Source organism: Curtobacterium sp. MCSS17_006 (assembly GCF_003234215.1).
GTDB classification, from domain to species: domain Bacteria; phylum Actinomycetota; class Actinomycetes; order Actinomycetales; family Microbacteriaceae; genus Curtobacterium; species Curtobacterium flaccumfaciens.
The window spans coordinates 25,485-39,085 of sequence record NZ_QKSO01000022.1 but is presented as its reverse complement, the minus strand read 5'-3'; the positions used below and the strand labels follow the sequence as shown (position 1 = coordinate 39,085).

The window sequence follows — 13,601 nt, the reverse complement described above, 5'->3', positions numbered from 1 at the left end:
GGGGACGCGCGCGGGGCGGGCGGGGCGGGGTTCGGCGTTCGCTTCGTGAGCAGAAATGGTCGGGTCGCCTTCGGGCACCCGACCATTTCTGCACTCCAAGTGCGGGCCACCTCGCACGGTGCGAGGGCGGCGACATACCGGCCTGTCTATCTCGCTTGCCTTGATGGATCAAGGGCAGTAGACATAGGCTGTGAAACGTCAAGCCGTGCTCAAGCGCATCAGGATCGCGGCGCGTGCGGCCGGCCTCGAGTACCGCGAAGTGGAGCTCACGAACCACACCGGCATCGTCGTCGGGTCGACTCGGAGCACCGTCGGACGGCACTCCGAGATCGCCGACGGCACCGCTCGGGCGTTCTTCAAGCAGTTCGAGCAGGAGCTCGGGAAGGGGTGGTGGCGATGACCTACACGTCACGTGCGCATCGCGAGGGCAACTGGTGGATCGTGCAGAACGACCAGTTCCCCGGCGCGATCTCGCAGGTCCGTCGGCTCGACCTCGCTGCCGATGCCCAGCGTGAAGCGATCGCCTTCGTCGCCGAGGTCGATCAGGACGACGTCACCGTGGTCATCCGTGCCGAGCTCGAACCAGCCCTGGCGCGCTCGCTCGAAGAGGCCACCGCGCTGCGCGCCGAGGCCGAGGTGAAGGAGGCCCGCGCGCTCTCGCTCCGCAGGGCGATCGCTGTCTCACTGAAGGACGACGGCCTGACGCTGCGGGACATCGCGGTGGTCCTCGGCGTCTCGTACCAGCGGGTGCACCAGCTCGTGCACGAGGGCGAGCCGGCGCTCAGCGTCTCCTGACTCCTCGGACACTCCTGATGTTCCGCATCTAGTACGTTGGCTTAGGCCCCGCGAACGGGGGAGGGGCATTCAGTCGATTGGTGACGGGTCGTCAACTAGCGTTGCAAACGACCACAGGGGAGAAACGATGGAGTTCGAAGAGCGTCTCGCTGCACTGGCGACGAAGGTTCAGAACCAGCGCGAGGCCATCCAGACCGAAGAAGCGACGAAGAACGCGTTCGTCATGCCGTTCATCTCGACGATCCTCGGCTACGACGTGTTCAACCCGCTGGAGGTCGTGCCCGAGTTCACTGCGGACGTGGGTGTGAAGCGCGGCGAGAAGGTCGACTACGCGATCATGCGCGACGGCGAGGTGCAGATCCTCATCGAGTGCAAGAAGTCGACTGAGCCGCTGAAGATCGAGCATGCTTCGCAGCTGTTCCGGTACTTCTCCGTCACGAACGCCCGCATCGCGGTGCTCACGAACGGTGAGGTCTACAACTTCTACACGGACCTCGATGCGCCGAACAAGATGGACGACCGTCCTTTCCTCGTCCTCGATCTCGCCGACATCGACGAGACGTTGCTGCCGGAGCTCAGCAAGCTGACCAAGGACGTCTTCGACCTGGACTCGGTCATCAGTGCCGCCGAGGAGCTGAAGTACGTCGGGTCCATCAAGCGAGCCATCGCTGCGCAGTTCCGTGAGCCGGAAGAGGACTTCGTGCGTCTCTTCACCACGCGCGTCTACGACGGTCGCTTCACCCAGGAGGCCCGTACCCAGTTCACGACGCTGGTCGCGAAGGCATCGAAGCAGTTCCTGAACGAGCAGGTCAACGATCGGTTGAAGACGGCGCTCGGCGCTTCGTACAGTGTTCCGGTCGGCGCCGAAGCCCCGGCTGAGGCGATGACGAGCGCGGCGGTGGCTGAGGACGACCTCGATCGCGACACCGAAATCGAGACCACGCTCGAGGAACTCGAGGGCTACCAGATCGTCAAGGCGATCGCCTGCAGCGAGGTCAAGCCGGACCGCATCGCCCACCGCGACCAGAAGTCGTACTTCGCCGTCCTGCTCGACGACAACAACCGCAAGCCCATCGCGCGTCTCTGGTTCAACGGCAAGAAGCAGAAGTACCTCGGGCTGTTCGACGAGAACAAGGTCGAGACGAAGCACCCGATCGAGAACCTCGACGACATCTACCTGCACGCTGCAGCGATTCGGGAAGCTACTCAGCGATTCGCGAGCTGACGTTCGCTTCGTGAGCAGAAATGGTCGGGTCGCCTTCGGGCACCCGACCATTTCTGCACTCCAAGTGCGGGTGACCTCGCACGGTGCGAGGGCTCGCCCGCGGCGCGGATAGCCTGAGCGGGATGAGGAAGCGCGGCGGAACGGTGCTCGTGTTGGTGGCGATCGGGGCCCTGGCGGGCGTGCTGTCCGGGCTGTTCGGCATCGGCGGTGGGGTCATCGTGGTGCCCGCGCTCATGGCCTTCGCGCAGATGGACCAGCGTCGGGCCTCGGCGACCTCGCTCGTGGCGATCGCCCCCGCGGCCGTCGTCGGCGCGGTCACCTACGCCGTGCAGGGCGAGGTGCACTGGCTCGCGGCCCTGACCCTGGCGGTCGGCAGCGTCATCGGCGCCCCGATCGGTGCCCGGCTCCTCCGGGCCCTGCCGCTCCGCGCGCTGCCGTGGATCTTCGTCGGGTTCATCGCCGTCGTGCTCGTGTCGCTGTTCACCACGGTGCCGACCCGCGGTGGGGAGGTGCACTTCGGGGTCGTCGAAGCGATCGTCCTGCTGTTGCTCGGGCTGCTGTCGGGCGTGCTGTCCGGGCTCGTCGGCGTCGGCGGCGGGGTCGTCATCGTGCCGGGGCTCGAGGTCGTGCTCGGTGCCGGCGACCTGCTGGCGAAGGGCACGTCGCTGCTCACGATGGTGCCGACGTCGGTGTCCGGGACGGTCGCGAACCTGCGGCGCCGTGCGGTCGACCTGCGGGTCGGCCTGACGGTCGGCATCACCGCCGCCGTGTGCTCTCCGGGTGGTGCCGTGCTGGCGCGCCTGGTGGACCCGCAGGTGGGCACCTGGTTGTTCGCGGCGTTCCTGGTGGTCGTCGCGGTCATCGTGCTCAGCCGCGGACGTCGGAGGGCACCACAGAACGACGCGAGCGACGGGGAGGTCGCGTGACGGGCCTCCAGGCAGGGCGCGACGCGGAGGCCGTGCTGGCGGCGTTCGCCCGCACCACCGGTGACGTGGCCGCGGCCCGCAGGGTCGCGCGGCAGTTCCACGACCTCGACGAGGGGGAGCGCTCGGCGCTGCTCTGGAGCGAGGACGACGGCGCGAAGCTCGTCGCCGTCCTGCTGCTCGTGCAGGCGATGCGGGCGCACCCGGACCCGGAGCTCACCGACGAGTACCTGTCGGCGGCGAAGGCCGAACGGTTCGAGGACCCGGTGCTCGTCGACCTGGCCGCCGAGGAACTCGTCGGCGCACCGTTGCTGGGCGCCTCGACCGGCCCGCTGTTCGCGCTGGCGAAGTCCGACGTGGCGATGGTCCGGCGGATCGCGGTCGTGGCGACCCTGGCGTTCGTGAAGCAGGGCGACGCCGAGGTGCCCCTCGGGATCGCCGGACGCCTGGTGCGGGAGCGCAGCGAGACGGTGCAGTCGGCGCTCGGGTTGGTCCTGCGCGACACGGGGAAGCGGGCGTCCGAATCGGCGCTCGTGGCGTTCCTCGAGCAGAGCGGCCGGTTCCTCAGCCCGGCCGCCCGCCGGACCGCGACCGAGCACCTGCCGCCAGGGGAGCGTGACCGGCTGCGGGGCTGACCGAGCGGCGCTGTGCTGTGAACCGACTGTGCAGTCTGCCCAACCGACCATGTGGTCGGTTACGGTCGACCGATGACCACGACCAGCACCACCCCGACCCACCGCGCCTCCGTCCGTGAGTGGGCGTCCCTCGGCGTCCTCACCCTGGCCGTGGTGCTCCTGGCGATCGACGGCACCGTGCTGGCCCTGGCGGTGCCGTCCCTGACCGCCGACCTCGACCCGACCGCGACCCAGGTGCTCTGGATCGGCGACGTCTACTCGTTCGCACTCGCCGGACTGCTCGTCACGATGGGCAACGTCGCCGATCGGATCGGTCGGAAGCGCCTGCTGCTCCTCGGCTCCGTCGCGTTCGGACTGGCATCGGCCGCTGCGGCCTTCGCCTCGAGCCCGGAGCTGCTCATCGCCGCACGGGCACTCCTCGGCGTCGCCGGCGCCACCCTGATGCCCTCGACGCTGTCGCTGGTGCGCACGATCTTCCGCGACCCGCGGCAGCGCACCACCGCCATCGCGGTGTGGTCCGCGGGCGCGACCGGTGGCGCCGCGGCCGGACCACTCGTCGGCGGGGCGCTGCTGGAACACTTCTGGTGGGGATCGGTGTTCCTCATCAACATCCCCGTCATCGCGGTGATCGTCGTCGCCGGGGCGTCCCTGCTGCCGGAGTCCCGCGGCGGCGCCCGGACCCCGATCGACCTGCTCTCCGCGGTGCTCTCGGTGCTCGCGATCGTGCCGCTGGTCTACGCCGTGAAGCACGTCGCCGGGCACGGGTTCGACTGGACGGTGCCGGCGACCGCGTTGCTCGGGCTCGCGTCGGGCTGGTGGTTCGTCCGGCGGCAGAAACGCCTGACCACGCCGCTCATCGACCTGCAGCTGTTCCGGATCCCGGCGTTCTCCGGTGCGGTGGTCGCGAACTCGCTGTCCGTCTTCGCGCTGAGCGGTCTGCTGTTCTTCTTCTCGCAGTACCTGCAGCTGGTGCGCGGGTTCACCCCGCTGCTCGCCGGAGCCGCGGAGCTGCCGGCCACCCTGGCGTCCATCGCGGTCATCGCCGTGATCGGCCTGCTCTCCCGTCGCGTCGGCCCCGGTCGCTCCATCGGCCTCGGGCTGGCGGTCGCCGCGGTCGGCATGGCCGGACTCGCCTTCGCCGAGGGGCTGCCGACGTACTGGGGGATCGCCATCGCGCTCGCCGTGGTCGGCCTCGGCGTCGGGGTGTCGATGACGCTGGCGACGGACGCGGTCGTCGCCGCGGCTCCGCGGGAGCGTGCGGGCGCCGCCTCGGCGATCTCGGAGACCGGGTACGAGCTCGGCGTCGCGCTCGGCATCGCGGTGCTCGGGTCGCTGCAGACCGCGTTCTACCGGTCGAACCTCGACCTCACGGGCGACAGCCTGGGTGCGGGGGTCGCGGACCGGGTCCGGGAGTCGCTGGCGTCGGCGAGCCAGGTACTGCAACCGGGGTCGCCGGTGCTCGAGCACGCCCGTGAGGCGTTCACCGGTGGCATGCAACTCGCCTCCGTCTGCGCCGCGGTGCTGCTCGCGGTCGCCGCCGTGGTCGCGCTCCGGGTCATCCCGAACCGGCAGGATGGACCGCATGACCACTGACCGCAGCACGGGCCCCGGCACCGGCACCGACGGCTCCCGCGACCGCGAGCGCACGCGGCAGGCCGTGCTCGAGTCCGCACGCCGATTGCTCGCCGAGCGCGGGACGCGGGTGAGCGTCGCCGAGATCGCGACCGAAGCCGGCGTCTCGAAGAGCGGGCTGCTGCACCACTTCCCGTCGAAGGACGAACTCCTGCTCGCGGTCGTCGAGCACGGGTTGGCCGCGTTCACGGACGAGGTCATGCAGCACGTGGACCTCGCCGAAAACCGACCGGGCAAGGTCCTGCGCGCCTACGTCCGGACGCTCTGCGGCGGCAGCGAGCAGGCGATGGACCTGTTCGCACCGTCGTCGCACTGGCCCGGTCTGATGGCCGTCCCGGGGATCGCCGCGGCCGTCGCCGCCGACGCCGAGCACTGGCGGACGCTGTTCGCACGCGACGGCCTGCCCGAGGACCGCGCACTGGTGGTCCGGCACGCGGCCGAGGGCCTCGCGGCCGCGGTCGGCATGCCGCCCTACCTGGACGAGCGGGAGCTCGCGGTCGCGCGCGACGCCTTGCTCGCCCTGGCAGAACCCGCCTGAGGCGACGGCCGGGAGGCCCGGTGCGAGTCCGCCCCGCCGCTGGCCGCCCGCGCGCACCGGCCCCACCGCTGGCCCGGTCCGACGCCTAGGCTGCGGGCATGCACACCGAGGTGCCCCGGATCGACGCCGGACTCGTCGAACGACTCGTCGCGGAGCAGTTCCCCGACTGGGCCGACCTGCCCGTGCGCGAGGTCGACCACCAGGGCTGGGACAACCGCACCTACCGGCTCGGGGAGGCCCTGTCGGTGCGGCTGCCGAGCGCGGCCGGCTACGTGCCCGCGGTCGAGAAGGAGCAGGACGTCCTGCCGTACCTCGCCCGTCGGCTGGACGTCGCCGTGCCGGAGCCCGTGGCGCTCGGGGAACCGGGCCAGGGCTACCCGTTCCCGTGGTCCGTGCTGCGGTGGCTCGAGGGGACGCCGGCCGTGCAGGTCGACGACCTCGACCACGAGCGCTTCGCGGCGGAGGTCGGTGCCGTGCTCCGGCAGCTCCGGAGCGTCCCGGCGACGGGCGGCCCCACCGCCGGCGCGCACTCGTTCCACCGCGGGGAGCACCCGTCCGTGTACGACGCCGAGGTGCGGGCGGCGCTCGACGCGCTCGGCAGCGGCAGCGGCAGCGGCAGCGGCTCCGTCGTTGACCGCGGCGCGTGCGAAGTGGTCTGGGCCGAGGCCCTCGCCAGCCGGTGGGATGGGCCGGCCGTCTGGTTCCACGGAGACGTCGCCCCGGGCAACCTGCTCGTCGACGACACCGGGAGTCTCTGCGCGGTGATCGACTTCGGCACCTGCGGCGTGGGGGACCCGGCGTGCGACCTCGCGCTCGCGTGGACGATGCTGGACGGCCCGGCGCGACGAGTGTTCCGGCAGGCCGTCGACCCGGACGACGACACGTGGGCGCGCGCCCGGGGATGGGCGCTGTGGAAGGCGCTCATCATGCTCGCCGGCAGTGCCGGACCGGGCGGTCGCGACGAGCACGAGCGGGTCCTGGCGGCCGTCCTCGCCTGAGGTCGCGACCACCGCTGCCCACCCGCGCCGACGTGCGCGAGGGGACGCGGGGCTGGGAGCGTCCACGGGGCGGGCGCGTACCGAGGAGGGGAACGCGAGTCGTGCCTCCAGGCAGGCTCGAAGCGACCACGAGAGGAACGCAACGTGCGCGCACTGACCTACCAGGGCACCGAGAAGGTGTCCGTCGAGACCGTCCCCGACCCGACCATCCAGGAGCCGACCGACGCGATCGTGCGGATCACCTCCACGGCGATCTGCGGCTCCGACCTGCACCTGTACCGCGTGCTCGGCCCGTACATCGACCGTGGCGACGTCCTCGGCCACGAGCCGATGGGCATCGTGGAAGAGGTCGGATCCGGCGTCACGAACCTGAAGGTCGGCGACCGGGTCGTCATCCCCTTCAACATCTCCTGCGGCCACTGCTGGATGTGCCAGCACGGCCTGCAGTCGCAGTGCGAGACCACCCAGGTGACCGAGTACGGCACCGGTGCCTCGCTGTTCGGCTACACGAAGATGTACGGCCAGGTCCCCGGTGGCCAGGCCGAGTACCTGCGCGTGCCGCACGCCGACTACGGCCCCATCGTCGTGCCGGACGACGGCACCCCCGACGACCGCTGGCTGTTCCTGAGCGACATCCTGCCGACCGCGTGGCAGGCCGTGCAGTACGCCCAGGTGCCCGAGGGCGGCACGCTCGCCGTGCTCGGCCTCGGCCCGGTCGGCCAGTTCGCCGCCCGCATCGGCAAGCACCTCGGCTACCGCGTGCTCGCCGTCGACCCCGAGCAGGTCCGCCGTGACCTCGGGGCGAAGCACGGTGCCGAGGTGTTCGACCTGACGAAGGACCTGGTGCCCGAGCTCGTCGACCTGACCGACGGCCGTGGCCCCGACGGGGTCGTCGACGCCGTCGGCATGGAGGCCCACGGCAACCCGATGGCGGGCTTCGCCCAGCGCGCCGCCGGCCTGCTGCCCGACAAGCTCGCACAGAAGGCGATCGAGACCGCCGGTGTCGACCGCCTGGCGGCCGTGCACGCGGCCATCGACCTGGTCCGCCGCGGCGGCACGGTCTCGCTGAGCGGTGTCTACGGCGGCATGGCCGACCCGATGCCGATGATGACGCTGTTCGACAAGCAGATCACCATCCGCGAGGGCCAGTGCAACGTGAAGCGCTGGATCGACGACATCATGCCGCTCGTCTCCGACCCGTCGGACCCGCTCGGCACGCTCGACCTGACCACACACCGCGTCTCGCTCGAGGATGCCCCGCACATGTACGAGGTCTTCCAGAAGAAGCAGGACGACTGCGTCAAGGTCGTGCTCGACCCCGCGATGGCCGCAGCCTGATGCGCATCGTCGTCGTCGGTGCGACCGGCAACGTGGGGACGGCGGTGCTCCGTCGGCTCGCGGCCGTGCGCGCCGACGGCGACGGGGATGCCGGCCGTGACGGCGCTGGCCGTGACGGCGCCGGCCATGCCGCCGCCGACGTCCAGATCGTCGGCGTCGCCCGGCGGCTGCCGGACCTGCGCGCGGAGCCGTACGACGCCGCCGTCTGGCACGCCGTCGACGTCGGTGCCGCGGACGCCGTGGACCAGCTCGCCGCCGTGTTCCAGGGTGCCGACGCCGTCGTCCACCTGGCGTGGGCCCTCCAGCCGACACACGACATCCTCGCGCAGCACCGCACGAACGTGACCGGGACGGCGAACGTCCTGGCGGCCGTCGCGCGCGCCGAGGTACCCCAGGTCGTCGTCGCGTCGTCGGTCGGTGCCTACCGCGGGGTGGACGTCGACGGCAAGCGCACCCCCGTGGACGAGAGCTGGCCCGCCGACGGCATCCCGACGGCGACGTACTCGATCCACAAGGCCGCGAACGAAGCGGCGATGGACGCGTTCGAGGCCGACCACCCTTCCGTGACCGTCACCCGGCTCCGCCCGGGGCTGATCTTCCAGCGGGACGCCGCCGCCGAGATCCGGGGGCTGTTCCTCGGACACCTCGTGCCGATGTCGATCGTCCGGTGGATCCGCTGGCTCGTGCTGCCGCTGCCGTACCCGTTCGTGTTCCAGGCCGTGCACGCCGACGACGTCGCCGACGCCTACTGGCGCGCGGTCGACCGACGGGCAGCGGGGGCGTTCAACATCGCGGCCTCGCCCGTGCTCAACCCGCCGCGACTGGCTCGGGCCTTCGGCATGCTCGGTGCCGTCCGGATCCCGCTGCGGCTGCTGCGCGGGATCGTGACGGTGACGTGGCGGCTGCGGTTGCAGCCGACGGACGCCGGGTGGATCGACATCGCCGCCGGCGTGCCGATCATGCGGACCGACCGTGCCCGGTCGGTGCTCGGATGGGAGGCCCGACACACCTCCGAAGAAGCGCTGCGTGCACTCGTGGCCGGGTTTGCGGACGGTGCGAACGTTCCGGGGTCGGGGCCGCTGCGCGGCTGAGCGGGCTGGGGTTTGGCGGGGGCCGGTGGGGCTCGCGCTGGTTGGTGGGCTTCGCGCTGCCTGGTCGAATCGGGCGTACCGGGTGATTTCGGGCGTACCGGGTCGGAACTTCTGACCAGGTACGCCCGGTTCCACATTCCATCGCGGGCGTTCTGGGAAGGAACGTCCGCTCGTGTTCGCCGTCTCGCGCTACGCTTCGCTCGTCGTTGTGAGAAGGGGGAGCGCGATGGTGCTCAGTTGGTCCGCGTTCAGTGAGCTCGAGGGTCCGGGGGAGTCAGGGATGCCCGACCTGTTCGAGGGCTGGTTCGGCATCGCGTTCGGGGTCGTCGCCGCGTTGGCGATCCTCACGACCCTGACGATCGTCATCCTGTCGCTCTACCGCGGCAAGCGGATGGCCGACCGCGGTCAGAACCCGCTCACCATGCAGGAGGACATCGCGTACCAGGCGATGCAGAGCCGCACGTTCGCACCGGACAAGCCACTCGAACAGCGGCTCGCCGAACTCGACGACCTGCACGCCCGCGGCGTGATCTCCGACGAGGAGCACCGCAGCGCCCGAGCCGAAGCGCTGCGTGGACGATGATGGCCTCCGAAGAAGTGCAGAACCCCCTGATCCCGCCGGTCTACGACCTCGTCTGGACCCTGCTGATGGCACTCATCGTCATCGCGGTCATCGTCGCCGTGTGCATCGCGGTCGTCCGCAGTCGGCGCCCGCACGGTGCCCGTCGGAGCTCGCCGGAACAGCGGCTCCTCGAACTCGACGAGCTGCACGCCCGCGGGGTCATCACCGACGACGAGCGCCGAGCCGCGCGGGCCGAGGCCCTGCGCGGTTAGCCTGGTCGGGTGCTGCTGCCGACGGACCTGCTCGGGGTGTGGGAACTCCACCGCACCGTGCACGACCACCGCGCCGGTGCGACGGGGAGCGTCACCGGGACCACCACCCTGACCCGGGTCGGTGACGACGAGGTGCGCTGGGACGAGTCGGGCGTGATGACCTTCGACGGCCGGACGACGCCCGTGTCCCGGACCCTCGTCCTGCGGCGGACGAGTACCGGCGTGGCGCACCGCGCCGCCGGCGGCTGGACCGTGCACTTCTCCGACGGTCGGGTGTTCCACGACTGGGTCTGGGGCACGAGCGTCGCCCACGCCTGCGCTCCGGACGACTACACGGGTGCCTTCGACGGCGACGAAGACCGCTGGACGGTGCGGTGGGAAGCGCGTGGCCCGGCGAAGGACTACCGGCTGGACAGCGTCCTCACCCGACCCCGGTCGTGACCCGCAGGGTCGGCGGTCCCCGCCAGACTGGGGGCATGGCACGCTCCTCCGGCACCGACGCCCCGCGCATCACCCTGACCGACCCGACGAACCTCGAGGACTGGGCGCCAGCACCCGGTGACGTCCTGACGGGTGACCGCATCGAGGGCAAGCGCATCGACGTCCTCGACCTGGCCGGCGAGCGACTGCCCGACCTGGAGATCGAGGAGTGCGTCATCGACACGTTCCGGGGCGACGACACGGACTTCCGTGGGCTCCGGGTCCGTGACTCGATCATCGACTCGCTCGACGCCCCGATCCTGCGGGCGTCGAGCAGCACGTGGCGCGAGGTCCGGGTCTCCGGCGGGCGCGTCGGCTCGGCGGAGCTGTACGACTCCGGGCTGAACGGCGTCGAGTTCGTCGGCATGAAGTTCGGGTTCGTGAACCTGCGCGGCTCGACGATCACCGACGTGGTGTTCCGCGACTGCGTCATCGACGAGCTCGACATCGCCGACGCGAAGCTGCTGCGGGTGTCGTTCGACGGCAGCAGCATCCGCGCCGCCGAGGGGTCGAACACCCGCATCGACCACGTGGACCTGCGCGGAGCGGACCTCGATCGGGTCGAGCGGCTCGAGGGGTTCCGCGGGGCCACGATCGGCGCCGACCAGCTGTACACGCTCGCGCCGCTGCTGGCCGCACAGGCCGGCTACCGCGTCGACTGACCGAGCCCGGGTTTCGCGCTCACCGACACTCCACGCCCGACCGGCCCCGCGACCTGTCGCTCAGCGCGAAACATCGGCCGCACCGACGCCCGCGCTCACCCCCGCCAGCGCCGCCGCCAGGTCGGCCTGCACCAGGTCGCCGTGCACCGCCGCACCCGTCTGGGTGCCGGCCGCCGCCGACGCGATGACCGTCGCCATCGGGGCCGTCACGTTGCCGGCCGCGTAGACCCCGCGCACGGCGGTCTGCCCGGCGGCGTCCACGGTCAGCGCCGTCGCGAACCGGTGGTCGCCCATGAACTGGTCGGTGGCGTCGAGGCCGAGCCCGGACAGGAACCCCACCCGCGCCTCGGGCCGGCTCGCCGTGGCCAGGGCATCGAGCTCCACGAACGACCCGTCGCCGAGCCGGACCCCGGTCAGCCGGTCACCCTCGGAGACCACGGCGGCGACGGGGCCCTCGATGACCGAGATGCCACGGGCCGCCAAACCGGCCAGGGCGGTGTCGTCCATCAGGGCCGGCTCGGTCAGGAACGCAGTCACCCGATCGCTCAGCGCCCGGAACATGAGCGCGTGGTGCGCGCCGTTCGGCGTCGTGACGAGGACCCCGATCCGCTGGTCGCGGATCTCCCACCCGTGGCAGAACGGGCAGTGCACGACCCCGCGCCCCCACTGCTCGGCCAGGCCCGGGACCTCCGGCAGGACGTCCACGGCGCCGGAGGCGACGACCAGCCTGCGCGCCGTGACGACCTCGCCCGAGTCCAGCGTGACCGAGAAGCCGACCGGGTCGTGACCGTCACCGGTCGTGGCGGACGTGGCCACGATCCTCCCGGCCGTGACCTGGACGCCGTAGGCGGCGACCTCGTCGCGACCGATGCGGATCAGCTCGGCGGGCGCGACGCCCTCGTGGCCGAGGTAGTTGTGCGCGCCGGCCGCCGGGGCGTTGCGGGGCTCGCCGGAGTCGACGACGAGCACCGAGCGCCGTGAGCGGCCGAGGATGAGGGCGGCGGAGAGGCCGGCGGCCGAGCCGCCGATGACGATGACGTCGAAGTGTGTAGGCATGCGCTGATCATGCGGCGGGGCGAGCGTGAACAGCAACGAAGTTTGCCGGTGTGGCAACATGGCCGTCATGGGACACGGCAGCCAGGACACGACCGCCCCGCGCACGACGGCCGAGGTCGTCGACGGGGTCGGCCCCCGCCTGCGCGCGCTGCGCGCCCACCGCGACGTGACGCTCGCCGCGCTGTCCGAGCAGACGGGGGTCTCGGTGAGCACCCTGTCGCGGCTCGAGTCCGGGCAGCGGAAGCCCACGCTGGAACTGCTGCTGCCCCTCGCCCGGGCGTACCAGGTGCCCCTCGACGACCTGGTCGGCGCACCGCAGACCGGCGACCCGCGCGTGCACATGAAGCCCGAGGTGCACGGCGGCCGCGTCGTCGTGCCACTGACGAAGCGGACCGGCGGGGTGCGCTCGTTCAAGCAGCTGTTCCCGCCCAACACCCCGGGTGGGGAACCGTCGCTCAAGACGCACGAGGGCTACGAGTGGCTCTACGTGCTGTCCGGACGGCTCCGGTTGGTGCTGGGGGAGCACGACCTCGACCTCGGACCCGGTGAGGTCGCCGAGTTCGACACCCACACCCCGCACTGGATGGGCAACGTGACCGACTCCGTCACCGAGGTGCTGTGCCTGTACGGGCCGCAGGGTGAGCGGGCGCACGTGCGGTCTCGACCCGCCCTGTGACCCGCTGCGCTACGCCGTGAACACGTTCGCCACGACGTCGTCGAGCAGATCGGTCGTCTCGATGTTCGACTGCTGGATGTGGATGCCGAGGTCACCCCGCGTGAAGTACGTGTCGCCGTCCGTGACCGGGTACTGCGAGTTCTTCGAGACCTTCTGGCACATGTACCCGTCGGACTCGTCGCCGCAGTCGTAGCCCTTCGCCGAGAGCTGCTCGAGCGCGTCGCGGGCTGCGGTCGGGTCGACGGCGTCGACCGCGATGGACAGGTACGAGATGTCGGCCTGTGGCTCCCGCCACACGCAGTACAGGCGCTTGCCGTCGCCCTGCAGCGCCGGGGTGAACGAGCTCTTCGGGATCGCGATCGGGTCGCCGACGACCGACGGGTCGTTGAGCGGTGCCGATGCGAACGCCTTGTCCCACCTGCCGGGTGTGATCAGGTCGGTGCAGCTGGCCGGGACGGTGACGGTCTCGTCGCTCGGGGCCCCGGTGCCGGTGGGGCTCGGAGCGGTCGTGGTGTCGGTCGGGCTCGGTGCCGTCGTCGGGTCGGCTGCGGTGGTCGCGGTGTCGCTCGCGGGTCCGGCCGGTCCGGCCTGGGCGCAGCCGGTCAGGGCGAGGCCCGCCGCCAGCAGGGCAGCGAGCGTGATCGAGTGGCGCATGGTTCCCCTTCGTCCGGTCGCGTCAGGTCGTGACCGTCGCTCACGAACGTACCGACCGAGGGCC

Annotated in this window: 17 protein-coding genes; 15 read left to right on the top strand and 2 right to left on the bottom strand. The window is 71.4% G+C overall.

All coding sequences use genetic code 11. From position 1 onward, the window contains the following. Positions 1-190 precede the first annotated feature (190 nt). The 14 genes from DEJ21_RS17150 to DEJ21_RS17085 all read left to right on the top strand — a co-directional run bounded on the left by DEJ21_RS17150 (position 191) and on the right by DEJ21_RS17085 (position 11,151). Positions 191-400, top strand: a complete 210-nt coding sequence (locus DEJ21_RS17150) for a ribonuclease PH (RefSeq protein ID WP_217499911.1) — start codon at positions 191-193, stop codon at positions 398-400. Then, entirely contained in the window at positions 397-795 is a 399-nt protein-coding gene (locus tag DEJ21_RS17145; RefSeq protein WP_146247830.1) for a hypothetical protein, read from the top strand. Before DEJ21_RS17150 ends, DEJ21_RS17145 begins: the two co-directional genes overlap by 4 nt. 127 nt (positions 796-922) lie before the next feature. Further along, the gene (locus tag DEJ21_RS17140; protein ID WP_111225423.1) at positions 923-2,020 is read left to right on the top strand and encodes a type I restriction endonuclease; all 1,098 of its coding nucleotides are present in this window, start codon (positions 923-925) and stop codon (positions 2,018-2,020) included. Positions 2,021-2,142: 122 nt separating this feature from the next. Continuing rightward, positions 2,143-2,946 carry a sulfite exporter TauE/SafE family protein gene (locus DEJ21_RS17135; protein ID WP_111225422.1) on the top strand — a complete coding sequence of 268 codons (804 nt, stop codon included), beginning with the start codon at positions 2,143-2,145 and terminating at the stop codon, positions 2,944-2,946. Continuing rightward, the gene (locus DEJ21_RS17130; RefSeq protein ID WP_181435950.1) at positions 2,943-3,578 is read left to right on the top strand and encodes a DNA alkylation repair protein; all 636 of its coding nucleotides are present in this window, start codon (positions 2,943-2,945) and stop codon (positions 3,576-3,578) included. The genes DEJ21_RS17135 and DEJ21_RS17130 overlap by 4 nt, the downstream gene beginning before the upstream one ends. Positions 3,579-3,650: 72 nt before the next feature. After that, complete coding sequence (locus DEJ21_RS17125) at positions 3,651-5,171, top strand: MFS transporter (RefSeq protein ID WP_111225427.1); 1,521 nt, start codon at positions 3,651-3,653, stop codon at positions 5,169-5,171. Next, entirely contained in the window at positions 5,161-5,748 is a 588-nt protein-coding gene (locus DEJ21_RS17120) for a TetR/AcrR family transcriptional regulator (protein ID WP_051597141.1), read from the top strand. Before DEJ21_RS17125 ends, DEJ21_RS17120 begins: the two co-directional genes overlap by 11 nt. A 98-nt stretch (positions 5,749-5,846) precedes the next feature. Continuing rightward, positions 5,847-6,746, top strand: coding sequence for an aminoglycoside phosphotransferase family protein (locus DEJ21_RS17115; RefSeq protein WP_111225420.1), 900 nt, complete (start codon positions 5,847-5,849; stop codon positions 6,744-6,746). A gap of 144 nt (positions 6,747-6,890) precedes the next feature. Continuing rightward, a complete protein-coding gene (locus tag DEJ21_RS17110) occupies positions 6,891-8,084 on the top strand; it encodes a zinc-dependent alcohol dehydrogenase (protein ID WP_071404842.1) in 1,194 nt (397 codons plus the stop codon). Next, positions 8,084-9,175 carry an NAD-dependent epimerase/dehydratase family protein gene (locus DEJ21_RS17105; RefSeq protein WP_111225419.1) on the top strand — a complete coding sequence of 364 codons (1,092 nt, stop codon included), beginning with the start codon at positions 8,084-8,086 and terminating at the stop codon, positions 9,173-9,175. Before DEJ21_RS17110 ends, DEJ21_RS17105 begins: the two co-directional genes overlap by 1 nt. A 226-nt stretch (positions 9,176-9,401) precedes the next feature. After that, positions 9,402-9,758, top strand: coding sequence for an SHOCT domain-containing protein (locus DEJ21_RS17100; protein WP_111225418.1), 357 nt, complete (start codon positions 9,402-9,404; stop codon positions 9,756-9,758). Then, positions 9,758-10,009, top strand: coding sequence for a hypothetical protein (locus tag DEJ21_RS17095; protein WP_111024922.1), 252 nt, complete (start codon positions 9,758-9,760; stop codon positions 10,007-10,009). The genes DEJ21_RS17100 and DEJ21_RS17095 overlap by 1 nt, the downstream gene beginning before the upstream one ends. A gap of 9 nt (positions 10,010-10,018) precedes the next feature. Continuing rightward, positions 10,019-10,450 (top strand): DUF6314 family protein, encoded by a 432-nt coding sequence (locus DEJ21_RS17090; protein ID WP_111225417.1) that lies wholly within the window; start codon positions 10,019-10,021, stop codon positions 10,448-10,450. A 35-nt stretch (positions 10,451-10,485) separates the two neighbouring features. Continuing rightward, positions 10,486-11,151 (top strand): pentapeptide repeat-containing protein, encoded by a 666-nt coding sequence (locus DEJ21_RS17085; RefSeq protein WP_111225416.1) that lies wholly within the window; start codon positions 10,486-10,488, stop codon positions 11,149-11,151. A gap of 60 nt (positions 11,152-11,211) precedes the next feature. Here DEJ21_RS17085 and DEJ21_RS17080 read toward each other — a convergent pair whose 3' ends face one another. Further along, positions 11,212-12,207 carry an NAD(P)/FAD-dependent oxidoreductase gene (locus tag DEJ21_RS17080; RefSeq protein WP_111225415.1) on the bottom strand — a complete coding sequence of 332 codons (996 nt, stop codon included), beginning with the start codon at positions 12,205-12,207 and terminating at the stop codon, positions 11,212-11,214. A 58-nt stretch (positions 12,208-12,265) separates the two neighbouring features. Here DEJ21_RS17080 and DEJ21_RS17075 point away from each other — a divergent pair, with 58 nt between their 5' ends. Beyond that, positions 12,266-12,883, top strand: coding sequence for a helix-turn-helix domain-containing protein (locus DEJ21_RS17075; protein ID WP_111225414.1), 618 nt, complete (start codon positions 12,266-12,268; stop codon positions 12,881-12,883). 9 nt (positions 12,884-12,892) lie between these two features. Here the strand turns inward: DEJ21_RS17075 and DEJ21_RS17070 are convergent, their stop codons facing one another. After that, the gene (locus DEJ21_RS17070; RefSeq protein ID WP_111225413.1) at positions 12,893-13,537 is read right to left on the bottom strand and encodes a hypothetical protein; all 645 of its coding nucleotides are present in this window, start codon (positions 13,535-13,537) and stop codon (positions 12,893-12,895) included. Between the last annotated feature and the right edge of the window lie 64 nt (positions 13,538-13,601).